The organism is Herbidospora sp. RD11066 (assembly GCF_054661255.1).
In genome coordinates this window covers 642,230-664,890 of the sequence record NZ_BAAGDO010000004.1, presented here as the reverse complement: position 1 = coordinate 664,890, position 22,661 = coordinate 642,230, and the positions used below count along the sequence as shown (strand labels likewise).

The window sequence follows — 22,661 nt, the reverse complement described above, 5'->3', positions numbered from 1 at the left end:
TCGATCAACGGGGGTGGGAAGCCTGGAGCTCGGCGCGGACGGCCGGGGTCAGGACCTGACCCGCCCGCTCGACCAGCAGCGTCATCTGGTACGCCACCAGACCCATGTCACAGTCGGCCGCGGCCAGCACGGCCAGACAGGAACCATCGCTGATCGACATGATCAAAAGCAGCCCACGCTGCATCTCGACCACGGTCTGCGTTACGGCTCCACCCTCGAAGACCCGCGAAGCACCCTGCGTCAACGAGATCAGACCCGCGGCCACCGCCGCGAGCTGGTCGGCGCGATCCTTCGGGAATCCCTCCGAGTACGCCAGGGGCAACCCGTCAGCGGAGACCACAACCGTGTGCGCCACACCGGGCACGTTGTTCACGAAGTCTGTGATCAACCAGTTGACGCCGCGAGCGGCCTGGCTCATTTCCCTCATGCCTCATCCTTATCGGTCTCTTGACCCTGACCCAGGGCGGGGTTCGCCCCGGGCCAACCCTGCTCCTCGCTGATGTCTCCCCTCGCCACCGCGCGGCCCTGCCGTACGCCGGCCTGGAAGCTGGCGAGGCGGTTGCGCACGCGATCGGGCGACACCTGCGGGACGGGAGCCACCGGCACGGGAGCCGAGGGCGCGGCCAGTTCGGCCGAGCCGGGCACCAGGTTGGCCTTGGGCACCCGCTTCGGCAGGCCGGACGAGGTGATTCCGCCGAGTGAGGGCTCGGCCGCCGCCTGGGCGGCCTGCCAGCCGGCGTCGACCGCGGGGGACGACCACGCGGTGCGCTCACCGGGGCTCTCGTCGTCGCCGGGCACCTCAGTCTCCGGCGCACGCCGGAACCAGTCGGACTCCACGGCGGCGAAGATCGGCAGGAACTCGTCGATCTCGTCGAGGGGCGAGTTCCGGACCGCGGGCAGCGGTCCGGTGTTGTCGACATCAGGTTCGAAGGGCCCGCGGTTAGATGCGGGCGTACCCGGCCAGGAACCGTTCTCGGCCGGTCCGCCGGGCCATCCAGGGGTGCCGGATCCGGGCGTCTGCCCCGGCCACGGCGTGTTGTTCGTACCCGGAGCAGGGTAACCGCCCGAGGGGAAGCCGCCCGCGCTCGGGCCACCGAGGACGTGGCCGCCGGTGTCGAAGGAGTTCCGCTGCTCGTAGGGCGGCTCGAAGGCGCCGCTGTCGAGGGGGCCGCGGGCGAACGCGGTGCGGTCGAACGGACCGGTGTCGGTCGGGCTCGGCCCCCCGCCGAACATCCGCTGGCCACCGGTGTCGAAGGAGCCCCGGTCGGGTGCGGGCGCGAAGGGGTCGCGCTCCGGCTGGTCGAACGGGTTGCGCTGGGCGGCGGGCGGCGCGGCCGGCCCTCCGGGGTTGGGGTTCTCGAACGGGTTGCGCTGCGGGAGCTGACCGAAGGAGGAGTCGAACGGCGTGCCGCCGGTGGTGCTCGCCCAGGGGTCGGGCGGTCCGTCGCTGCCGAAGGGGCGCGGCACCGTCTCGAACGGGGTCGGGCTGGCCAGCGCGGGCTGCTGCCCGAACGAGCCGGCGCCGACGGACGGGGCACCGAACGACCCCGACTGCGGGCCGGGCAGCGCGGGCTGGCCGCCGGGCCCGGACAGGCCACCCTGTTGCTGCTGCTGCGGGGCGCCGGGGAAGGCGGCCGCCTGGGCGAGCAGGGTCTCGGGCAGCAGCACCATCGCGGTGAGACCGCCGACGTCCTGCTGACGGAGCTGGACGCGGATGCCGTGGCGCAGCGCCAGACGGCCGACCACGAACAGGCCCATGCGGCGGGACACCGACACGTCGACGACCGGCGGGTTGGCCAGCCGCCAGTTGGCGGCGCCGAGTTCCTCGCCGGTCATGCCGATGCCGATGTCGCTCACGGAGATCATCAGACCGCCGCCGTCGATGCGGTTGCTCGACACGGTGACACGGGTCTCGCGCGGCGAGAAGGAGATGGCGTTCTCGACCAGCTCGGCGATGAGGTGGACGACGTCGTTGACGGACTGACCGACGACCGCCGCGCCCGACTGCACCTGGATCGCGACACGCTCGTAGTTCTCGACCTCGGAGAGGGAGGCGCGGACGACGTCGACGATCGGGACCGGCTGGCCCCAGCGGCGGGCGGGTTCCTGACCGGCGAGGACCAGGAGGTTCTCGGAGTTACGGCGCATGCGGGTCGCGAGGTGGTCGAGCTTGAACAGGTTGCCCAGTCGCGTCTCGTCCTGCTCGCCCTGCTCCAGGCCGTCGATGAGGGACAGCTGGCGTTCCACCAGCGTCTGGGTGCGGCGCGAGAGGTTGACGAACATCGAGTTGACGTTGCTCCGCAGGCGGGCTTCGTCACCGGCCAGCCGGATCGCCTCGCGGTGGACCTCGTCGAAGGCGCGCGCCACTTCACCGATCTCGTCGGAGGTGGTGACACCGATGGGGGCGACCTCGGGGAGGTCACCGGCCTCGCCGGACTCACGCAGCTTCTGGACGGTGTCGGGCAGACGCGAACCGGCGATCTCCAGGGCCTCGCGGCGCAGGCGGCGCAGCGGGCGGGTCAGCGAACCGGCGACCAGGGTGGTGATGACGAGGACCACGAGCAGCAGGACCAGGATCAGCACACCGGAGACGATGGCGCTGCGCTGCTCGGCGTCCTGGAGGGTGACCGACTGGTTGACGACGGAGTCGCCGACGCGCTTCTCGACCTCACGCATGAGGTCGACCGTCGCGGTCGTGGAGTCGAACCACCGCTGGAGGTCGTCACGGCGGGTGCGGTCGAGGTCCTGGACGACACCGTTGTACTGGCGCAGCTGGGCGAGGGCGGCGGCGCGCATCGAGTGGGCGCGCTCGGCCATCTCGCCTCTGACCGTCTGGTCGTAGAAGGCGCGGTCGGGGGTGGAGGCCTCGCTCTGGAAGATGGCGAGCTGGGCGTCCTGGGAACGGCCGGCGCTGAGGAAGTCGGCCAGGTCGTCGTAGTCGAACCGGGCGTTGATCTGCCTGGGCGTGCTGGCGAGGGTGATGGTGAGCAGGCCGCGGCTCTTGGAGACGTCTTCCTTGGCCCGGGTGAGGGCGGCCAGGGCGGTGGTGTCGGCGAACAGGCGTTCGTCGGAGCCGGCGGAGCGGATCAGGTCTTCGTGGAGCGAGGTGAGCTCGGAGATCATCGACGTGTACATGACGACGGCCGCTCGGGCGGGCACGCTGTCGTTGTCACGGACACCCTTGCGCAGACCCTCGAGACCGCGGAGCCATCCGGCGATCTTGGCGGCGCGGGTCAGCACACGGGTCGAGTGGGCCGAGTCGAGGGACTGGAGCGTGGCAAGTGCCTTACCGGAGAGGGTGTCGACCTTCCGGGAGACCTCCTGGACCTCATCGAACCGGTTGTTGCGGCGACCCTCCTGGATGAACCAGGCCGTGTAGTCGCGCTCCTTGGCCAGCTCGTGGTTCAGCTCGTCGAGCTGGACCACGAGCCGCGACACCTCGGTCAGTCTCCGGTATTCGGCGGAGGTGTTGATCGCGGAGGTGAGCTGCACCGCCGCGAAGATGACGCCCACCACCGTCGGGAGCAGGATCAGGGCGACGAGACGGGAGCGCACCCGCCAGTTTCCCAGCCGCAGGAACGCGGCCCCTGGAGCTTTGGCGGCGGGGGCGGGCGCCGCCTTCTCCTGCACGCCTGCCTCGATGCCGAGGCCACCTCGCGGGTCGTGCGTTGTCACTGGCTTTTACAACCTCTCGCCTGTCACTCCTGTTGCCCTCTATGGCACCAGAAATTGGAACACACTGTTACCAGATCAGCGAATTACTCTCGGATCGCCGAATCGGACATCGAGTGCGATTGGTGCTTATTCCTTGACCGCGACCTTCTCAATGACGTCCGCGGCCACGCGGAGGCCGTCTCGGCGGCGGAGCTCCTCGCCCTTCGCGGCCACGTCGGCACGGAGGGCGGAGTCGCCGATCAGGCGGTCGACGGCACCGATGAGCTCGTCGTCGGAGAACTTGTAGGTGTCCAGGCGGACGCCGAAGCCCTTCTCGTCGACGCGCTGGGCGTTGTCGTACTGGTCCCAGAACAGGGGCAGCACGATCATCGGCTTGCCGAAGTGCAGCGCCTCGACGGTGGTGTTGTTGCCACCGTGGGTGATGACGAGATCCACCAGCGGGATGATCTTCGTCTGCGGTACGAACTCGGCGCCCCACATGTTGGAGGCCAATTCGATCTCCTCGTGGAGGGGGCCCTTGGAGACGATGTACTGATGCGGAGTGCGCGACAGCACGTCGATCACCCGGCGCATCAGCTCGACGTCAGCCGAACCGAGCGAACCGAGCGAGAAGTAGATCAGCGCATTGTCACCGCGCTCGAACGGCAACGTGAAGTCCTCATCCGTCTCGCGAACCGACGAGTCCAACCGGGTCCACGAGGGCCCGAGCGGGCGCTCGACAGTGTAGTCGAGGAATTCGGGATAAACGTAGAGGTTCGCGTCACCTTCGTGGATGAAGTCAAGGTCCGGGAGCGACGGGGCGCCCTGTTCCACGACCCACTCGTTGAAGGCGGCCCAGATCTCGCGGTGGGTGCGGTCGTACTCCTCGGAGAACTCCTTCCACCCCTCACCGGTGGCCGGCAGACCCGAGAAGACCGGGGCCACGCCGTCGCCGCGCATCTCCAGCGGGTTGCACGACATGATCCGCACGAACGGCACGCCCGCGGTGAGCAGCGCCGGGAAGGCGATCACGTTGTCCTCGACGATGACGTCGGGCTGCACGCGCTCGATGATGGCCTTGAGCTGCGGCTCGCAGTACTTGGCACCGTCGACGAGGGCGTCCCAGATCGGCTTGGTGACCGTCTCGAGCTGCTCCTTGGTCGTCTTGCGGTACTCCGGCGCGGTGTCGCGGATGAAGTCCTTCCAGAACTGACCGGCGTCCTGCTCCTCGTCGGTCGGCGGGGCCAGGTCGACCAGGTCCTCTTCGAAGCCGAGGGCGGTCAGCTTGCCCTTCCAGGACGCCTCGGCCGCGAACACCACACGGTGGCCGCGCTTGAGGAGGACGTCTCCGATGCCGATGCAGTTGTTGGTGGGCCCGTACGCGCTCTCCGGCATGAACAGGACGGTCAGCGGCTTGTCAGCAGACATTGGGGTTCTCTCTCGCGGTAAACGATCGTTCCAACGCGGACGGCGAAAAGCGGCGAAGCCCCCGGGGACTCCGCCGCGGTGCCGTCACGACGTCACTGCGCGGCAGTGACCTCGGTCGACAGGGTGGTGTACTTCACCGAGTCGGTGCCCAGGTCGATGATCGACTCACCCTGGAGCAGGTCGGCCGGCGTCAGCTTCAGCGGCTCGTTCGAGGCGAGCACCTCGGCCGGGATCTTCTCCATGGCGGCCTTGTTGGGCACCTTGTAGAGGATGTTGGTGGCGGCCCAGCCGTGCTGCTCCGGGTCGAGGATGAAGTTGATGAAGGCGTGCGCGGCTTCCTTGTTCTTGGACGCCTTCAGGATCACCATCGTGTCCACCCAGAGGTCGGAGCCCTCCTTGGGAACCGTGAACGCGACGTTGGGCTCGCCGGTGGGGCACCAGCCGTCCCACGCCTCGGCCATCACGGCCTCGCCCTTGGCGACCTTCTCACCGAAGGTGGTGTCGTCGAAGGCCAGCAGCTTGGGCTTGGCGGCCTGGAGCATCTCCTTGGCCTTGGCGATCACCGCGTCGTCGGTGGTGTTGATCGACTGGTTCATCGCCTTGAGGGCCGGCAGCGCGAGCCAGCGCTCGGTGGTCATCAGGGTGATCTTCTTCTCGTACTCCGGCTTCGGCTGGAGCAGGTCGTTCCAGCTCGTCGGGGCCGGCTTGACGAGGTCGCTCCGGTAGCAGATACCGGTGGTGCCCCAGGTGTAGGGGACCGAGTAGTTGTTGCCCTTGTCGTAGGACAGGTTCGACGCCTCGGGGTAAAGGTTCGCCAGGTTCGGGATGAGCTCCTTGTGCAGGGGCTCCAGCAGACCGGCCTCGTTGAGGGCCTGGGCGTACTGGCCCGAGACGAACGCGACGTCGAAGCCGACACCCTTGGAGGCGAGGATCTTGGCCATCGCCGTCTCGTTGGTGTCGTGGATCGCCTTCTCGATGTTGAAGCCGAGCTTCTCCTTGACGCGCTGCGGCAGGTCCTCGGGGCTGTAGCCGTCCCAGATGGTGAAGGTGAGGCTCTGCTTGGTGAGGTCGGCGTTCGGGTCGAGCTGCGCCGCAGTGGCGCTTGGCGCGGCGGCGGAGCCGCCCTCGGCCGCGGTGTTCGCGTCAGGCCCGCAAGCGGCCATGGCGAGGACAAGGCCGGCGGCGGTGACTACAGCCGGCAGATGACGGGTGTGCCGGGTTCGGGACACGACCGCTACTCCTTCTGATTTTGCCGAGGGGTCTGCTGGGGGGCAGACCAAAGGGGGAGTGTTGCAGCACGTATCAACACAGATCAAGACTTTTCAGGACATTGTTAGCTGGACGTTCACACTTCGATTTGAAGGATGCTTCAGCACCCTGTCAAACTTTGAAATGGGACTCCAGCTCCTTAACTCCACGAAACACCGCAATCCGGACAAAAACATGGGCCACCTGCCGGGGACAGATGGCCCTCAATGCCCGTGAGGTGCGGAATGTTCCCGATCAGTATTGCCGACCGTAAGCGGAACGTACGGTCAGTACGTACTCAACTAGGGTGATCAGGGTGGACTTGACCGCTTCGCGGGACCGCGCGTCCGTCCGCACGATGGGCACGTGCGGCTGCAGCGACAGAGCCTCGCGAATCTGGTCTTCGACGTGCATGAACACGCCGTCCCACCCATTCAGCGCCACGACGAACGGAAGCTGGGCCTCCTCGAAGTAATCGATCGCCGGGAAGCTGTCGGCAAGCCTACGGCTGTCGACCAGCACTACCGCGCCGATCGCGCCGCGGACCAGATCGTCCCACATGAACCAGAACCTGTGCTGCCCGGGGGTTCCGAACAGATAAAGGATCAGATCCTGGTCGAGGGAGAGACGGCCGAAGTCCATCGCGACGGTGGTGGTCGTCTTGTTCGGTGTGAGCCCGAGGTCGTCGATCCCCGCGCTGGCGTCGGTCATGACGGCCTCGGTCGTCAGCGGAAGGATCTCCGAGACGGCGCCGACGAACGTCGTCTTGCCCACGCCGAAACCGCCCGCCACGACGATCTTCGTCGAGGTCAGGCCGCGACTAGAGCCTGCGAAGTCCACTGAGCACCCTTTCGAGCAAGTTGAAGTCCGGCTGGCCGGTGCTGATGAGCTGTGGCATGTGCAGTCGCACCAGCCCTTCGTCGGCCATGTCGGCGATCAGGACCCGTGCCACCCCGAGAGGGACCCGGAGCAGTGCGGAGATCTCCGCGACCGATCGGACGGATCGGCAGAGCGTCATGATCGCCTCCTGCTCGGGGCCGAGCAGGGAGTAGTCATCGCCCATCATGGCCGCCGTGGAGACCAGCGTCTCCATCGCCAGATGGTAACGCGGCTCGGCACGTCCTCCGGTGACGGCGTAGGGACGGAATAGAGGTTCGTCCTCGGTCCCCTCACCCGCGCGCACCGGCCATCACCGCCGCGCCGAGTGCAGCTCGGCGCGCAACGCCGGGGTCAGCGCCTGTCCGGCGCGTTCCACGAGGAGGGTCATCTGGTAGGCGACGAGCCCCAGATCACAATCGTGTGACGCCAGTACGGCGAGGGCCGAACCGTCGCTGATCGACATGACCATGAGCAGTCCACGTTGCATCTCCACAACGGTCTGCCGGACCGGTCCGCCCTCGAACACCCGCGAGGCGCCGGTCGTCAGGGAGGCCAGCCCGGCGGCCACGGCCGCCAGCTGGTCGGCCCGGTCGGGCGGGAACCCGTCGGAGTGGGCCAGCCGCAGGCCGTCGGCCGACACCACGACCGCGTGCGCCACTCCGGGAGTGCCGCCCACGAAGTCGGTGATCAGCCAGTCGAACCTGCTCACGTCGACGCTGAGCTCAGTCACGAGCCCTCCTCCTCATTACCCGTGCCCTCCTGCGGCCTCTCGGCCCGCCCTCGGCGTACGCCCTGCTGGAAACTCGACAGCCGGTCGCGTACGGCCTCGGGTGAGACCTGCGGCCGGGGCGCCTCCGGCGGCGGCGTGGCCGCACCGCCCTGCGTGCCCACGGAACCCGGCACCAGGTTGGCTCGCGGCGTCCGCTTCGGGAGCCCCGACTGTGTGACGCCCCCGGAGGCCGGTTCGTTGGCCGCACGGGCGGCCTGGAAACCCTGATCGGCATGTTTGCCCCAGGGGGTCGTCCCAGGCGCCACAGGCGCATCTGGAGCCCCAGGGGTGACGGGTGGCGGCGGCGCGTCCGGCCGCCGGAACCACGCCGACTCGACCGACGAGAAGATCGGCAGGAACTCGTCGCCCCGTTCCAGCGGCGGATCTGGAACGCGCGGCGGCGCGGGCGGGCGCGTTCCCGCCGCCCCGGGCACCGGGAACGCGCCCGAGTGCTCGGTGAACGGCGGCGCCGGGAGCGCCGGAGGCGGGGTGTCGCCGTTCGACGGGCGCAGCCGCCCGGTCCCACTCGCCGGGCCGCTCGGCTGGCGCCGCTCGAAGCCGGGGAAGGTCCCGCCGGGAGGCGTGCTCCCCTGCCGGGGCACCCTGCCGGGGTGCGCGTCGTCCCCGGGGGTGCGCGGCGCCGGCGGCTTGCGCTGCGGCAGCCCGCCTGAACCGCTCGATCCCGAGGGAGCGGGGATCGGCCCGGTGCTGATCGGACCCGTGGTGATCGGGCCCGTGGTGGACGGGAACGGGCCGGGGGTGAACGGGCCCGTGTTGATGATCGGCCCCGGCACGAACGGACCCGTGGTGATCATGGGCAGCGGGCCGGTCACCTGGGGCTGCTGCTGCGAGGGCGAGACCGGGGCGTCGGCGTTGCTGATCAGCTCGGCCGGGAACAGCACCATCGCGATGATGCCGGTGGTGTCGCCGCGGCGCAGCTGCACCCTGATGCCGTGCCGGGCGGCCAGGCGGCCGACCACGAACAGGCCCATCCGGCGGGAGACCGACACGTCGACGACGGGCGGCTCGGCCAGCTTGGTGTTGACCTCCAGCAGCTCGTCGGCGCTCAGGCCCATGCCCGAGTCGCTGATGGCCAGCAGCACCGCGCCGCCCTCGATGGGGCTGCTCGACACGATGACCTTGGTGCCGGGCGGGGAGAACGAGATGGCGTTCTCGACCAGCTCGGCCACCAGGTGCACGACGTCGTTGGCGGCGTGGCCGGTGACGGCGGCCGACCGGTGCACCCGCACGACCACCCGCTCGTAGTCCTCGACCTCCGACAGGGAGGCGCGGACGACGTCCACCAGCCGGGCCGGGGAGCTGCGCTTGCGCGCGGTCTCGTGCCCGGCCAGGACCAGCAGGTTCTCGGAGTTGCGGCGCATGCGGGTGGCCAGGTGGTCGAGCTTGAACAGGTCGGCCAGGCGGGCGCCGTCCTGCTCGCCGCGCTCCAGGCCGTCGATCAGCGAGATCTGGCGCTCGACCAGCGTCTGGGTGCGGCGCGACAGGTTGACGAACATCGCGTTGACGTTGTTGCGGAGCCGGGACTCCTCCCCCGCCAGCTTGACCGCCTGGAGGTGGACCTCGTCGAAGGCCTGCGCGACCTCGCCGATCTCGTCCTGGCTCTCGACCGCGATGGGCTGCACGGCCGGGGAGGTGTCGCCCGTCTCCGACTCGCGCATGCGGCGCACGATCTCCGGCAGCCGGTTGCCCGCGATCTCCAGGGCCTCGACGCGCAGCCGCCGCAGCGGGCGCACCATCGAGCGGGCGATGAGCACGGTCGTCACCAGGACCAGCAGGATCAGCGCGAGGATGAGCGCGCCGGCCACGATGGCGCTGCGCCGCTCGGTGGAGCGCAGGTCGTCGGCGCGGGCCCGCAGGGCGTCGGCCACCTGGGCCTCGACCTTGGACATCGCGTCGAGCACGGTGCCGTTGTCGCGGAACCAGTCCTGCGCGGTCAGCACCCGGCCGGGGATGGGCTTCAGCGGCTGGTTGCGCGACCCGAGGGCGACCGCCCAGGCCTTGGCCATCTCGACGTCGGTGCCGGCCTTGCTGATCCGGGCGGCGTGGAAGGCCTGGAACTGGGTCGTGGTCGCCTCGGCGTTGAAGGCGCTCTCGTACGTCTCCTGCCGCGACCCCGCGCCCAGGAAGCGCTGGAGGTCGTCAGGGGTGAACGACTGGCGGGGCTCCAGGAGTTCGCCGACGAGCATGGCGCGCTGCTGGGAGGCCTCCTCCTTGACGTGGGCCAGGGCGCTGAGCGCGCGGGTGGCGCTGATCACGCCGGGGTCGTCGCTGAGCTCGCCGAGGTCGTCGTGCAGCCGCAGGATGGTGGCGATGGTCGTGGTGTAGTCGAAGAAGATCGAGGTCGCCGGGTTGTCGTCGCGCTCGGCGACGTGGCTGTCGGCCACCGTCTCCAGACGGTTGGCGGCCTGCCGTGCGTCCTCGACGAGACGCGGGCCGAACGTGGAGTCGATCGCGCCCAGGTCGGTCAGGGAGGTCTTGATCATCCCGTCCACGACCTGCTTCTGCTTGGTCAGAGTGTCCGTGTGCTGGCGGATCGTCTCGTCGGCGTTGCGCAGCGCGCTCTGCACGCCGACCAGACCCTCCAGCCAGGCCTTGTGGTCGCGTTCGGCCGCCAGCTGCTGCGCCAGTTCCCGCAGACGACCGGCGTACCCGGCCGCCGTCGCGGTCCTCTCGTAGGCCGACAGGCTGTCGACCGAGCCGACGACCCGCATACCGGCCAGGATGACCGCGATCAGAGTCGGCGCGAGGATGAGCGCGGTGAGCCTCGTGGGCACGCGCCAGTTGCGCAGCGCGAAACGGCTTGCCCGCTTGTGAGTGGACACCGGCCCCCGCCATTCGTACTTGACAAAAAGCCCTTCACACTCCTGACAGCGTGAAGTGACATAGCCATACAAGCGGGCACAATTCGACCACAAGGTCATGATCAGCCACGGGTTTACCCATGGCCGCGCACACAATCGTTACCAATAGGTAAGTGGACGGAAACGTACAAAGGTGATCAAGAAGGTGCAAGGCGAACCCGCCCTCACACCTACCAGATCATCGCAGTGCGGACAGTACGTGTTCCCTGACTTGTCCACGTTGTGTCTCATCGGTGATGGGCCGCCCGGCCCGGTCGACGACGTAGAAGACGTCGACCGCCTCGGCGCCGAGCGTCTCCACCCGGGCCGCCCGCACGTCGAGACCGCAGTCGCCGAACGCGCGGCCGATCTTCCACAGCAGACCGGGACGGTCGTGGGCGCGGACCTCCACGACCGTGGCCGTGTTGGAGGCGTCGTCCACCAAGGTCACCCGGGGCGGCGCGACCGGCACTCTGGGCGGGCGCAGCGAGCGGGTGCGGCGGGCCAGCCGCTGTTCGATGTCGAGGCGTCCGGCGAGGACGAGGCGGAGATCGGCCTCCAGCGTGGCGGGATCGGGCGGGGAGCCGTATTCGGGCACCACCGCGAACTCGATGACGGCCGTCGACCCGGCCGAGGCGGCCGAGGCCGACCGCACGACCATCCGGTGGGCGGCCAGCACCCCGGCGGCCCGCCAGAGCAGGCCGGGACGGTCGGGGGCGACCACGGTGACCGCTCCCCCGTTGACCCTGATGGCGCCGCCGCCGTGGCGGGCCAGCGAGGCCTGCTCGGCCGACAGGCTCGGCGCGGACGCCGGCGGGGTGCCCGCCAGGGCCGACCGCACCCGGCGGACCAGGTCGGAGACCAGGTTGGCCTTCCACGAGTTCCAGGCGGCCGGGCCGGTGGCCAGGCCGTCGGCGACCGCCAGGGCGGCCAGCAGTTCGAGCACCTCGTGGGAGCCCACCGCTTCGGCCACCCGCGAGATCGTCACCGGGTCGTCGAGGTCGCGGCGGGTCGCGGTCTCGGGCAGCAGCAGGTGGTGGCGGACCATCGTGGCCAGCACCTCGACGTCGGCGGGCGGCAGGCCCATGCGCGCGGCGATGTCGCGCACGACCACCTCACCGGTGGTCGAGTGGTCGCCGGGCCAGCCCTTGCCGATGTCGTGCAGCAGCGCGCCGATGAGCAGCAGGTCGGGCCGGGACACCTCGCGGGTGTACGCCGCGGCCCCGGCGACCGTCTCGATCAGGTGGCGGTCGACCGTGTAGGTGTGGATCGGGTTGCGCTGCGGCCGGTGGCGGACGCGTTCCCAGTCGGGGATCAGCCGTACGAGCACCCCGGCCTGGTCGAGCTCCTCCCAGACGGGCACGGCCGCGCGCCCGGCGCCCAGCAGCCCCACCAGGGCGTCGCGGGCCTCGTCGGGCCACGGCACCGGGAGCGGCGGCGACTGCGCGGCCAGCGCGGTCACCGTGGCGGGCGCCAGCGGCAGCCCGGCCTCGGCCGCCGCGGCGGCGGCCCGCAGCACCAGGATCGGGTCGTTGCGCGGGTTGATCCCGCGGGCCAGCACGACCTCGCCGCCGTGCTCCACCACGCCGTCGGCCAGCGGCCGTCGTCCGCGCGGCGCCGGACCGGACAGGAGCCGGTCGACGGTACGCCACGTCGCGTCGAAGGCGTGGGCGATCGTGCGCCCGGCCTCGGCCAGGCGGCGCATCAGCGCCTCGGCGTCGAGCAGCCCGAGCGTGCCCGCCACGGCGTCCTGTTCCTGGAGCACCAGGCGGTCGGTGCCGCGCGCGGTGACCAGGTGGAGCCCGTGGCGGATGTCGAGCAGCAGTTCGTGGGCCTCCCGGACGCGCGGCCCAGGCGCGGAGGCGACCCAGGCGGCGGCCACGGCCTGCATCGCCTGGACGTCGCGGATGCCGCCGCGGGCGTCCTTGAGGTCGGGTTCGAGCAGGAAGGCCAGCTCACCGGAGGATTCGGCGCGCTTGTCGGCCGACTCCCGCAGTTCGCCCAGCCGGCGCCGGGAGTCGGCCCGCCATTCGGCGAGCACCGCCTCACGCGCGGCGCGGGTCAGCTCGGCGTCGCCCGCGATGTGGCGGGCCTGGATCAGGCCGAGCACGGCCTTGAGGTCTTCCCGTGAGACCTTGACGGCCTCGTCGACGGTACGGACCGAGTGGTCGAGGCCGACCCCGGAGTCCCAGATGGGATACCAGATGCGGTCGGCGATCTGGGCGACGTCGTCACGCCCGTTGTGCAGCAGGACCAGGTCGAGGTCGCTACCGGGGGCCAGCTCCCCGCGACCCAGGCTCCCGACCGCGACGAGCGCGACCCCGGTGAGGGGGCCGCGCTCCGCGCCTCCGAGCTCTGTTCTTCCTCTGAGCTCGCTGTCGAGGAGCCCGCCCTTTCCGTTCCGTTGACTGACGGCGGTCCGGAGCAGGTCCGTGAGCCACCGGTCGATGTCCGCCGCCCGTTCCTTACGGGCGGCGGCGAACGAGCGAGCTTCCCCTCTCATCATCCGGTTACAGCGCCTCCGGGCCGCGTTCCCCGGTACGGACTCTCACGACCGTGTCCACGGGGACCGACCAGACCTTGCCGTCGCCGATCTTGCCCGTCTGGGCGGCCTTCACGATGACGTCGATGACGTCCTCGGCGTCGTCTTCCTCGGTCAGCACCTCGACGCGCACCTTGGGGACCAGGTCGACCTGGTATTCGGCGCCGCGGTAGACCTCGGTGTGGCCCTTCTGACGGCCGTAGCCGCTGGCCTCGCTGATCGTGATGCCCTTGACGCCGAACTGCTCCAGCGCGGCCTTCACGTCGTCGAGCTTGAACGGCTTGATGATCGCCGTGATCAGCTTCATGCGTCCACCTTCTTCGCCTCGGCCGGAACCGCCGGCCCGTTGAGGGACGATACGCCCGAGGAGTGGATCGTGCCGAGGTCGTAGCCGGTCTCGGCGTGGGCGGTGATGTCGATGCCGGTGACCTCGTCTTCCTGGCTGATCCGGAAGCCCATGGTCTTGTCGATGACCTTACCGATGATGTAGGTCACCACGAAGGAGTAGCCACCGACCGCCACCGGGCCGAGGACCTGGAGGCCCAGCTGCGACCAGCCGCCGCCGTAGAACAGACCGACCTGCTGGCCGTCGAGGAACGGGTAGGCGGCGACGAAGCCCAGCGCCACGGCGCCGATGACACCGCCGACGAGGTGCACGCCGACGACGTCGAGCGAGTCGTCGAAGCCGAACTTGTACTTGAGGCCGACGGCGTAGGCGCAGATCGCACCGGCGAGGAGACCGATGAGGGCGGCGGCCCAGACGTCGACGAAACCACACGCGGGGGTGATCGCGACCAGACCGGCCACGGCGCCGGAGGCGACACCGAGGGTGGTCGCGTGACCGTCGCGGAGCTTCTCCACGACGAGCCAGGCGCCGGCCGCGATGGCCGTGGCGATCTGGGTGTTCATGAAGGCGAGACCGGCGGTGGCGTCGGCGGCGAGCTCGGAGCCCGCGTTGAAGCCGAACCAGCCGAACCACAGCAGACCGACACCGAGGAGCACCAGCGTCAGGTTGTGCGGACGCATCGGCTCCTTACGCCAGCCGGAGCGCTTGCCGAGAACCAGCGCCAGGGCCAGAGCGGCCGCACCGGCGTTGATGTGGACGACCGTGCCGCCCGCGAAGTCCTCGATGCCGAGCTCGGTCAGCCAGCCGCCACCCCACACCCAGTGGGCGACGGGGAAGTAGACAAGGGTGGCCCAAATGACGGTGAAGACCACCCACGCGCCGAACTTGGCACGGTCGGCGATCGCACCGCTGATCAGGGCGACCGTGATGATCGCGAAGGTCAGCTGGAAGGCGGAGAACACCATCATGGGGAAGGTGTCGTTGTAGGCAGCCTCGTTGACGCCCATGAGCCCGACGTTGTCGAGCCCGCCGACAAGCTTGTTCAGGAATCCGTCGCCTTCACCGATGGCGTCGAACGCGAGGGAGTAGCCGTAGGCCACCCACGTGATCGTCACCGTGATGATCGCCACGAACGACATCATCATCATGTTCAGGACGCTCTTCGCCCTGGTCATGCCCCCGTAGAAGAACGCGAGTCCCGGAGTCATGAGCAGCACGAGCGCCGTGCTCACGAGCATCCAGGCTGTGGAGCCGCTATCGATCTTCATTCGATGCGACCCTCCTTCCAATTGGCGTGTGGCCGGTTATCACTTGCGCAGTGGCGCTTCACCAAGGGCGTCATCGACCGGCTCGCGCACTGACGTAGTCAGGGATGAGAGGTGAACCGTCACATACCGCCCGGCTACCTCTCCGTGCACGCCAGGGTGTTCTTCCGCCGTTTCAGGTCGAGACGCTGCATGTTTCACATCTGTGAAACTCGCCGCAGGCGTGTTTCGGACGTGTTTCGGAGGTTCCGGACACACGAAAAGCGCCTGCCGGTAAACCGGCAGGCGCTCCCTGAGCTGGTAAAACTATGCGGCCACGTGGGCCATCTTGCGGAGACGGGCCAGCGCGTCGCGTTCCAGGCGGCGGGCGCGGTCACGGCCGATGCCGTAGCGCTCGCCCACTTCGGTCAGCGTGTGTTCACGCCCGTCGACCAGGCCGTAACGCCAGCGCAGCATCTCGCTGGCCTGGCCCTCGAGACCGGTCAGCCAGTGCTCCAGGCGCTCACGGTCGAGGGTGGCCAGGGCCTGCTCCTCGGGGTTGGCCCACGACTCGTCGGCGATCATGTCGCCGAGCTCGGTCTCGTCTTCGTCGCCGACGCCCAGCTGGAGCGAGACCGGGTCGGAGGCCCAGCGGCGCAGCTCGCGCACCCGCTCGATGGGCAGTTCGAGCACCGTGGCGAGGTCGTCGTCGGTGGGCTCGGCGTCGAACTCGGCCAGCATGTCGCGACGCACCCGCATCAGGCGGGTCATCTGCTCGCCGGCGTGGGTGGGCAGCCGCACCGGGCGCGCCTGCTCGTGAATGGCCCGGCCGACCGACTGGCGAATCCACCACGTCGCATAGGTCGAGAATTTGTAGCCACGGCGGTAATCGAATTTCTCGACCGCCCTGACCAGGCCCAGGTTCCCCTCCTGCACCAAATCGATGAGCGGCATTCCCCGCCCGGAGTATTTCCGGGCCACCGCCACCACCAGGCGCAGGTTGGCCTGGATGAACTCGTCTTTCGCGCGGCGCCCCGACACCGCGACCCTCTCGAGTTCCTCGTCGAGCGCGTCGGAGACCTTCGGCTCCGGGTCACCCGTGTCGAGCAGCTGCTCGGCGAACAGCCCCGCCTCGATGCGCTTGGCGAGCTCGACCTCCTGCTCTGCGCTCAGGAGCGGAACGCGTCCGATCTCGGCCAGGTAGGTTCCCAGCAGATCTCGATCCGCGACTTCCTGCGTCCTGTTCCCCGTCGCCATTCCAGGCACCTCGTTCCGCAGCGCGAACACCCTCGTCCTGAACTGGCCAACGGTTCGATCAGGGCAAAGATTCCCTCAAGAGATACGCCAGCAGAATGGTTTTCAATTCCTCCTATAGGAGGATGCGCCGGGCTTTGCGCGGAATTTTCATACCACCCTACGTCCCGCCTGCCAGACCTGCGTGACCAACGGCACTCCCGGCCGGTACGCCAGGTGCACGTAGGAGGCCGCCTCCAGGATCACCAGATCGGCCCGCGCGCCCGGCCGGATCACCCCGACGTCGTCGCGGCGCAGCGCCGCCGCCCCGCCCGCCGTCGCGGCCCGGACCGCCTCGGCGGGGGTCATGCCCATCTCGCGTACGGCCAGCGCCACGCAGAACGGCATCGACGAGGTGAAGGAGGAACCCGGGTTGCAGTCGGTCGCCAGCGCCACTGTGACCCCGGCGTCGAGCAGCCTGCGCGCCTCGGGATAAGGGGAGCGCGTGGAGAACTCCGCCCCGGGGAGAAGGGTGGCGACCACGCCCGCGTCGGCCAGCATGCCGACGTCCTCACGGGTGAGGTGGGTGCAGTGGTCGGCCGAGGCCGCGCCGAGCTCACAGGCGAGCCGCACTCCGGGGCCCTCGCCGAGCTGGTTGGCGTGGACGCGTACACCCAGCCCTGCCGCCTTCCCGGCGGTGAGGATCTCCCGGCTCTGGGCCTCGTCGAAGGCGCCGCGCTCGCAGAACACGTCGACCCACTTGGCGTAGGGGGCGCAGGCGGCCAGCATCGGCCCGGCGACCAGGCGGGTGTACTCGTCGGGGTCGGTGCCCGGCGGCACGACATGGGCGCCCAGGAAGGTCGACTCCTCGGTGAACGCCCGCGCCACCTCCAGGGAGCGCTTCTCGTCGTCGAGGGTCAGGCCGTAGCCGCTCTTGATCTCGACGGTGGTGGTGCCCTGGCTGGTCATCTCGTGGACCAGCCCGGCGGTCCGGGTGGCCAGCTCCGGGGTGGACGCCGCCCTCGTCGCGGCGACCGTGGTCCGGATGCCCCCGGCGGTGTAGCGTTCCCCGGCCATCCGGGCGGCGAACTCGGCCGTCCGGTCGCCGGCGAAGACCAGGTGGGCGTGGCTGTCGACGAACCCGGGGAGCATGGCCCGGCCGCGCGCGTCGATCCGGTGGTCGGCGGCGGGGGCCCGCGCGGCCTCCCCGACCCAGGCGATCTCCGCGCCCTGGATCACCACCGCCGCCTTGGTGATCTCCTCACGGTCCTGATCGGCCGTGAAGAGCAGCCCGATGTCATAGAAGAGCGTCGCGCCCATATCCGCACCCGCAATCACGTGTCAGCCGCGGATGTCGCCGATGGCGTCCCGCAGCAGGTGGCCCACCTCACCCATCACGTGGCGTCCGGCGTCGACGATCCGCCGTCCACCCGACACGACGGACACGACATCGGCCCCCGTCGCCGCGAACACCACCGATTCCACTGCCGAACCGGCCGTCGCGCCAGCCGTACGGACGGAGTCGAGCCTTACTGTGACCAGATCGGCCCAGGCGCCCGGGGCGAGCTGGCCGCCGTCGGGGAAGCCGAGCGAGGCGTGCCCGGCCAGGGTGGCGGCGGTGAGCAGTTCGTCGGCCCGCCAGTGGCCGCGTTCGCCGCTGACGATGCGCTCGCCGAGCTCGATCGCGCGGGCCTCCTCGAAGAGGTCGACCACGGCGTGGCTGTCGGAGCCGAGGGTGATGGGGCTCCCGGCGGCGTGGAGGCGGCGGGCGGCGCAGATCCCGTCGGCCAGGTCGCGTTCGGTGGTCGGGCAGACGCAGACGTGGGTGCCGGAGCCGCCGAGGAGGGCGACGTCCTCGTCGGAGACGTGGGTGGCGTGCACCGCCGTAGACCTCGGGCCCAGCGCCCCGGCCTCGTGCAGGACCCGGACCGGGGAGGCGGCGTAGGCGGCCACGCACTGCTCGTTCTCGGCGGGCTGCTCGGAGACGTGGACGTGCAGCGGCCCGGCGTGGTGGTGGGTGAACTCGACCAAGGTGGGCATCTGCTCGGGGCGCATGGCCCGCACCGAGTGGATGGCGGCGCCGATCTCCACGTCGTCGGCTCCGGCGTAGGCGCCGGCGAGCAGGTCGGCGCGCTCGGCCCATCGGGTGACGTCGCCGTCGCCGAACCTCTGCTGCACACCTTCCAGCGGGGCGCCGAAGCCGCCGCTCAGGTAACAGGTGTCGAGGAGGGCGAGCCGGACTCCGGCGTCGCGGGCGGCCCGGACCAGGGCGTGGCCCATCTCGTTGGGGTCGTGGTAGGGGACGCCGCCGTGGTCGTGGTGGAGATAGTGGAACTCGCCGACGGCGGTGATCCCGGCCAGGGCCATCTCGGCGTAGGCCGCGCGGGCCAGCCGGTAATAGGTGTCGGGGTCGAGGCGGCCTGCGGCGGCGTACATCTGGTCGCGCCACGTCCAGAAGCTGCTCTTGCCCACCTGGGTGTGGCCGCGCAGGGCGCGGTGGAAGGCGTGGGAGTGGGCGTTGGCCATGCCGGGGATGGTCAGGCCCGCCAGGACCTCGCCGCTCGGCGGCACCCCTGGTTTGACCTCGATGACACGGCGGCCCTCGACGTCGATCTGCACCCCTTCGGCGACCGCACCGCCGACCAGTGCCATCTCGCACCAGTACGTCTCCATCAGGCCCCTCCCCCGGTCAGGTCGGCCAGCACGGCGGCCAGCGCGATGACGCCGGAGACGCAATCGGCCGGTTCGGCGAACTCGCCCGGCGCGTGGGAGACCCCGGTCGGGTTGCGGACGAACAGCATCGCGGTCGGCACCCCGGCCGAGGCCAGGATCCCGGCGTCGTGCCCGGCGGCGGTCGGCAGGATCGGCGCGGGGTGGCCGTCGAGCCCGGCCACGGTGGCGATCCGGTGGCGCAGCACGTCGTCGAAGGTGACCTCGGGCGTCCACGACTCCTCGGTGACCTCGACCCCGGCCGACAGCTCCTCGACCAGGCGGCGCACGGCCCCGGTCTCGGGGCCCCGGGCGTCGAGCCAGGCGGTGACCAGCGAGGGGATCGCGTTGGCGTTGCCGGGCTCGACCCGCACCTTGCCGAACGTGGCTCGCACCCCGTGGGTCTCGGCCTGGACGCGGGCGGCCAGCACGGCGCGGGCGTAGGCGAGCATCGGGTCGTCGCGGTCTTCGAGGGCGGTGGTGCCGGCGTGGTCGGCCGTCCCCCGGAAGTCGAAGCGCCAGCGCCCGTGGGGCCAGATCGCGCTGGCCACCCCGACGGGCCCCTGGAGGGCGCGCCCCTGCTCGACGTGGAGCTCCACGAAGACCCCGACGTGGGCGAGGGTCTCGTCGTCGCGACCCAGGTGCGCGGGGTCGCGGCCCTCGGCGGTGAGAACCTCGTCCAGGCTCAGACCTTGATCGTCTTTGAGGCTTCGGGCCCTGACCGGGTCGAGGACGCCGGTCAGCAGCCGTGAGCCGATGCAGGGCACCCCGAACCGGGCGCCCTCTTCGTCGGTGAAGCAGGCCACCGCGATCGGGCGGTCGGGCTCGAACCCGTCGCCCCGGAGCAGGTCGATCGCCTGGAAGGCCGACGCCACGCCGAGCGGGCCGTCGAACGCGCCGCCTTCGCGGACCGAGTCGAGATGGCTCCCGGTGACCAGTCCGGGCCCCTGCGTGGACGGGTCGCCCCACCATGCCCACAGGTTGCCGTTGCGGTCTTCGTGGCTGGTCAGACCCCGTTGCCCGGCCTCCTGGGTGAACCACGCACGCAGCTCCATGTCGGCGGGTGACCAGGCGTCACGCCGATAGCCCCCGGTGCGCGGGTTTCTGCCGATCTGCTCGATGTCCGCCAGCATTCCTCCACCCTACTGAATGGCTCCATTCAGTCCAGGGAGGGCTACCCTGACCGCGTGGGTTTCGATGTCAGCGTGGTCGTCCGTTACCGCAAGGCGGTGACCTACGGCATGCACGCCCTGCTGGCGGCCCTCGAAGCGGCGCCTCCCGCGGTCGACTTCGAGATCAGGTTCGCCACCAGCGCCGAGGAGACGGCGATCCAGATCGGCCAGGCCGACGCAGGGCGGGTTCTGGTGCTGTGGTCGTTCTACTCGCCCGATTTCCCGTTAATGACGGCCGAACTGGCCGAAGTCCGGGCGCTCACCGACAGGGGCGACGTCGTCCACGTCGCCGGCGGAGTCCACGCCACAGCAGAACCCCAGCAGGTCATCGACGCGGGCTGGGACGTCGCCGCGATCGGCGAGGGCGAGACCACGATCATCGCCCTGGTCGCCGAGCCCGACCTCCGGAAGGTCCCGGGCCTGGCGGTCCGCGACCACGACGGCATCGCCCTTCGCACCCCCGGTGCCCCGCAGCTCCCGCTCGACGCCTTCCCGTCCTTCCCCACGGGCCGGGCCGGGCCCATCGAGATCACGCGCGGCTGCCGCTACACCTGCAAGTTCTGCCAGACCCCGTTCATGTTCGGGGCCCAGTTCCGGCACCGGTCGGTCGAGAGCGTCCGCGACCACGTGCGGCGGATGGCCGCCCGGGGGCTGCGGGACGTCCGGTTCATCACCCCGACCTCGCTGAGCTACGGCAGCCAGGGCGCCGACCCCGACCTCGGCAAGGTCGAAGAGCTGCTGGTGGCCTGCAAAGAGGAGGCGCCCGCGGGCGGCCGGGTGTTCTTCGGCAGCTTCCCCTCGGAGATCCGCCCCGAGCACGTCACGCCCGAGGCGATGCGCATGCTGCGGAAGTACGTCGCCAACGACAACATCATCATCGGCGCCCAGTCGGGCTCCGACCGCATCCTGGCCAGTTCGGGCCGTGGCCACGGGGCCGCGCCGGTGCTCGACGCGGCCCGCATCGCGATCGACTTCGGGTTCCGTCCCAACGTCGACTTCATCTTCGGCATGCCGGGCGAGACCGAAGACGACCAGCGCGACTCGCTCAGGCTCGCCTCCGACCTGGCCGATCTGGGTGCCCGCATCCACACCCACACGTTCATGCCGCTGCCGGGCACTCCGTGGCGCGACGCCGAGCCCGCGCTGATCCCGCTGACCACCACGGCCGAGCTCGACCGGCTGGCCCAGCGCGGCGACGCCTACGGCCACTGGCGCAAGCAGGCCGAACACGCCCAGGTCCTGGCCGAGACGGCCAAGCAGTATCCGCGCCGGACCCCGCGCCGCCGTATCTAGCGCGGTCTGACGATCACCTCGGTGAGGTGGGCGTCCGCCGGGGCGGTCACCGCCGCGACGACGGCCCCGGCCACCGACTCGGCCCTGAGATAGCGGTGCGGCTCGTACTCGCCGCCCTCCTGCACACGTACGTCGCGCTGCATGTCGGTGTCGATGCGCCCCGGGTAGACCGTGGTGACGCGCAGGTCGGGCTCCTCCTGGCGGAGCACGTCGGCGTAGGCGCGCAGGGCCCACTTGCTGGCGGCGTACGACCCCCAGTCGGGGTGCGCCCGCTGGCCCGCTCCCGAATTGACCAGCACGACCTGCCCCTTCGCCGCGCGGAGCGAGGGCAGGAGCAGCCGGGTCAGCTCGGCCACCGCGAAGACGTTCACCTCGAAGGTCTCCCGCCACACGTGGATCGGCGTCTCGCCGACGGGGCCCAGGGTGACCACGCCCGCGCTGTGCACGAGGAGGTCGATGCGCCCGAGCCCTTCGACGTCACGGGCGGTGACCTCGGTCAGCTCGACCGGGAACGGCCGCGCGCCGAGTTCCTTGCAGACCTCGCCGAGCTTCCCACCGCCCCGTCCACCGAGGATCAGGTCGTGGGTGGGGGCGAGGGCACGCGCGACGGCGGCGCCGAGGCCGCGGGATCCGCCCGTGATCAGGGCGACAGGACGATCACTCATGGCGATCACCTTAGTTAAAGGCGTTGCGGCTCCTATTCAAATTTGTGTATAAATTTGAGCATGTCCTCCACAAGGGTCCTCATCCTGGGCACTCTGCTCGACGGTCCGCTGCACGGTTATGAGGTGCGTCGGCGCCTCGAACTGTGGGGGGCGGGTCACTGGGCCAACGTGGCCTACGGATCGATCTACCACGGCCTGGCCAAGATGGCCGACGAGGGCCTGCTCGCCGTCGTCGGGCAGGGCAAGGCCGGCAAGACCGTCTACGAGATCACCGAAACCGGGCGCGAGGAGTTCCAGCGGCAGCTCGTCACCTACTGGTGGGAGATCAAGCCGATCATCGATCCGTTCCAGGTCGCACTGACGTTCATGGACCGGCTCTCCCCCGCCGACCTGGTCAGCGCCATGGAGGCGCGGCTGGTGCAGCTCCGGGCGGCGGTCTCGGCCACCGAACGCGCCCTCCAGGCCAAGCTCGCCTTCGACGCGCCCCGCCACGTCGACGAGTGCATCCGGCTGGCCAACGCCCAGCTCGGCTCGCAGCTCGTCTGGATAGAAGACGCGGTCGGGCGGGTCAAAAAGGGCGAGCTCCCGTAAATCGGTTGACCCTGACCCGGCGTCATC

The 22,661-nt window shown here is 70.1% G+C and carries 18 protein-coding genes; 2 read left to right on the top strand and 16 right to left on the bottom strand.

Annotated elements, in window-relative coordinates:
* Window positions 1-4 precede the first annotated feature (4 nt).
* The 15 genes from ACYQ78_RS19815 to ACYQ78_RS19745 form a co-directional block, all read right to left on the bottom strand.
* A complete protein-coding gene (locus ACYQ78_RS19815; protein WP_061296951.1) occupies window positions 5-427 on the bottom strand; it encodes a roadblock/LC7 domain-containing protein in 423 nt (140 codons plus the stop codon).
* Window positions 424-3,675 (bottom strand): nitrate- and nitrite sensing domain-containing protein, encoded by a 3,252-nt coding sequence (locus ACYQ78_RS19810; protein ID WP_459802338.1) that lies wholly within the window; start codon window positions 3,673-3,675, stop codon window positions 424-426. Before ACYQ78_RS19810 ends, ACYQ78_RS19815 begins: the two co-directional genes overlap by 4 nt.
* A gap of 126 nt (window positions 3,676-3,801) precedes the next feature.
* Window positions 3,802-5,082, bottom strand: coding sequence for a glycosyltransferase (locus ACYQ78_RS19805; RefSeq protein ID WP_459802337.1), 1,281 nt, complete (start codon window positions 5,080-5,082; stop codon window positions 3,802-3,804).
* A 92-nt stretch (window positions 5,083-5,174) separates the two neighbouring features.
* Entirely contained in the window at window positions 5,175-6,311 is a 1,137-nt protein-coding gene (locus ACYQ78_RS19800; RefSeq protein WP_459802336.1) for a polyamine ABC transporter substrate-binding protein, read from the bottom strand.
* A 274-nt stretch (window positions 6,312-6,585) separates the two neighbouring features.
* Window positions 6,586-7,143: a GTP-binding protein gene (locus ACYQ78_RS19795; RefSeq protein ID WP_066373639.1), complete on the bottom strand. Its 558-nt coding sequence runs from the start codon at window positions 7,141-7,143 to the stop codon at window positions 6,586-6,588.
* Window positions 7,144-7,150: 7 nt separating this feature from the next.
* Window positions 7,151-7,513: a DUF742 domain-containing protein gene (locus ACYQ78_RS19790; protein WP_066373473.1), complete on the bottom strand. Its 363-nt coding sequence runs from the start codon at window positions 7,511-7,513 to the stop codon at window positions 7,151-7,153.
* 6 nt (window positions 7,514-7,519) lie between these two features.
* Window positions 7,520-7,939, bottom strand: a complete 420-nt coding sequence (locus ACYQ78_RS19785) for a roadblock/LC7 domain-containing protein (RefSeq protein ID WP_459802335.1) — start codon at window positions 7,937-7,939, stop codon at window positions 7,520-7,522.
* Window positions 7,936-10,821: a sensor histidine kinase gene (locus ACYQ78_RS19780; RefSeq protein WP_459802334.1), complete on the bottom strand. Its 2,886-nt coding sequence runs from the start codon at window positions 10,819-10,821 to the stop codon at window positions 7,936-7,938. Before ACYQ78_RS19780 ends, ACYQ78_RS19785 begins: the two co-directional genes overlap by 4 nt.
* A 217-nt stretch (window positions 10,822-11,038) precedes the next feature.
* Window positions 11,039-13,342 carry a [protein-PII] uridylyltransferase gene (locus ACYQ78_RS19775; RefSeq protein ID WP_459802333.1) on the bottom strand — a complete coding sequence of 768 codons (2,304 nt, stop codon included), beginning with the start codon at window positions 13,340-13,342 and terminating at the stop codon, window positions 11,039-11,041.
* 7 nt (window positions 13,343-13,349) lie between these two features.
* Window positions 13,350-13,688, bottom strand: coding sequence for a P-II family nitrogen regulator (locus ACYQ78_RS19770; protein WP_030455639.1), 339 nt, complete (start codon window positions 13,686-13,688; stop codon window positions 13,350-13,352).
* On the bottom strand, window positions 13,685-14,995 hold the full coding sequence (locus ACYQ78_RS19765) for an ammonium transporter (protein ID WP_459802332.1): 1,311 nt from the start codon (window positions 14,993-14,995) through the stop codon (window positions 13,685-13,687). The genes ACYQ78_RS19770 and ACYQ78_RS19765 overlap by 4 nt, the downstream gene beginning before the upstream one ends.
* Window positions 14,996-15,298: 303 nt before the next feature.
* Window positions 15,299-16,228: a sigma-70 family RNA polymerase sigma factor gene (locus ACYQ78_RS19760; protein WP_459802331.1), complete on the bottom strand. Its 930-nt coding sequence runs from the start codon at window positions 16,226-16,228 to the stop codon at window positions 15,299-15,301.
* A gap of 147 nt (window positions 16,229-16,375) precedes the next feature.
* Complete coding sequence (gene hutI / locus ACYQ78_RS19755) at window positions 16,376-17,524, bottom strand: imidazolonepropionase (RefSeq protein WP_459802330.1); 1,149 nt, start codon at window positions 17,522-17,524, stop codon at window positions 16,376-16,378.
* 21 nt (window positions 17,525-17,545) lie between these two features.
* Entirely contained in the window at window positions 17,546-18,877 is a 1,332-nt protein-coding gene (locus ACYQ78_RS19750) for a formimidoylglutamate deiminase (protein WP_459802329.1), read from the bottom strand.
* Window positions 18,877-20,046, bottom strand: a complete 1,170-nt coding sequence (locus ACYQ78_RS19745) for an allantoate amidohydrolase (protein WP_459802328.1) — start codon at window positions 20,044-20,046, stop codon at window positions 18,877-18,879. The genes ACYQ78_RS19750 and ACYQ78_RS19745 overlap by 1 nt, the downstream gene beginning before the upstream one ends.
* 54 nt (window positions 20,047-20,100) lie before the next feature.
* On the opposite strand from ACYQ78_RS19745, the gene ACYQ78_RS19740 reads away from it, so the two are divergent.
* Window positions 20,101-21,378 carry a TIGR04013 family B12-binding domain/radical SAM domain-containing protein gene (locus tag ACYQ78_RS19740; RefSeq protein WP_459802327.1) on the top strand — a complete coding sequence of 426 codons (1,278 nt, stop codon included), beginning with the start codon at window positions 20,101-20,103 and terminating at the stop codon, window positions 21,376-21,378.
* On the opposite strand, the gene ACYQ78_RS19735 is transcribed toward ACYQ78_RS19740, so the two are convergent.
* Window positions 21,375-22,043, bottom strand: coding sequence for an SDR family oxidoreductase (locus ACYQ78_RS19735; RefSeq protein ID WP_459802326.1), 669 nt, complete (start codon window positions 22,041-22,043; stop codon window positions 21,375-21,377). The two genes, ACYQ78_RS19740 and ACYQ78_RS19735, sit on opposite strands and share 4 nt — an antisense overlap.
* A gap of 60 nt (window positions 22,044-22,103) precedes the next feature.
* Between ACYQ78_RS19735 and ACYQ78_RS19730 the strand changes: the two genes are divergently transcribed.
* On the top strand, window positions 22,104-22,634 hold the full coding sequence (locus ACYQ78_RS19730) for a PadR family transcriptional regulator (RefSeq protein WP_459802325.1): 531 nt from the start codon (window positions 22,104-22,106) through the stop codon (window positions 22,632-22,634).
* The last annotated feature ends 27 nt before the right edge of the window (window positions 22,635-22,661 follow it).

Bases quoted from the DNA above. Each gene is read 5' to 3' on its own strand.
- ACYQ78_RS19750 (WP_459802329.1), bottom strand. From the start codon at position 18,877: ATGGAGACGTACTGGTGCGAGATGGCACTGGTCGGCGGTGCGGTCGCC.
- ACYQ78_RS19730 (WP_459802325.1), top strand. From the start codon at position 22,104: ATGTCCTCCACAAGGGTCCTCATCCTGGGCACTCTGCTCGACGGTCCG.
- ACYQ78_RS19760 (WP_459802331.1), bottom strand. From the start codon at position 16,228: ATGGCGACGGGGAACAGGACGCAGGAAGTCGCGGATCGAGATCTGCTG.
- hutI (WP_459802330.1), bottom strand. From the start codon at position 17,524: ATGGGCGCGACGCTCTTCTATGACATCGGGCTGCTCTTCACGGCCGAT.
- ACYQ78_RS19765 (WP_459802332.1), bottom strand. From the start codon at position 14,995: ATGAAGATCGATAGCGGCTCCACAGCCTGGATGCTCGTGAGCACGGCG.
- ACYQ78_RS19735 (WP_459802326.1), bottom strand. From the start codon at position 22,043: ATGAGTGATCGTCCTGTCGCCCTGATCACGGGCGGATCCCGCGGCCTC.
- ACYQ78_RS19775 (WP_459802333.1), bottom strand. From the start codon at position 13,342: ATGAGAGGGGAAGCTCGCTCGTTCGCCGCCGCCCGTAAGGAACGGGCG.
- ACYQ78_RS19745 (WP_459802328.1), bottom strand. From the start codon at position 20,046: ATGCTGGCGGACATCGAGCAGATCGGCAGAAACCCGCGCACCGGGGGC.
- ACYQ78_RS19770 (WP_030455639.1), bottom strand. From the start codon at position 13,688: ATGAAGCTGATCACGGCGATCATCAAGCCGTTCAAGCTCGACGACGTG.
- ACYQ78_RS19805 (WP_459802337.1), bottom strand. From the start codon at position 5,082: ATGTCTGCTGACAAGCCGCTGACCGTCCTGTTCATGCCGGAGAGCGCG.
- ACYQ78_RS19815 (WP_061296951.1), bottom strand. From the start codon at position 427: ATGAGGGAAATGAGCCAGGCCGCTCGCGGCGTCAACTGGTTGATCACA.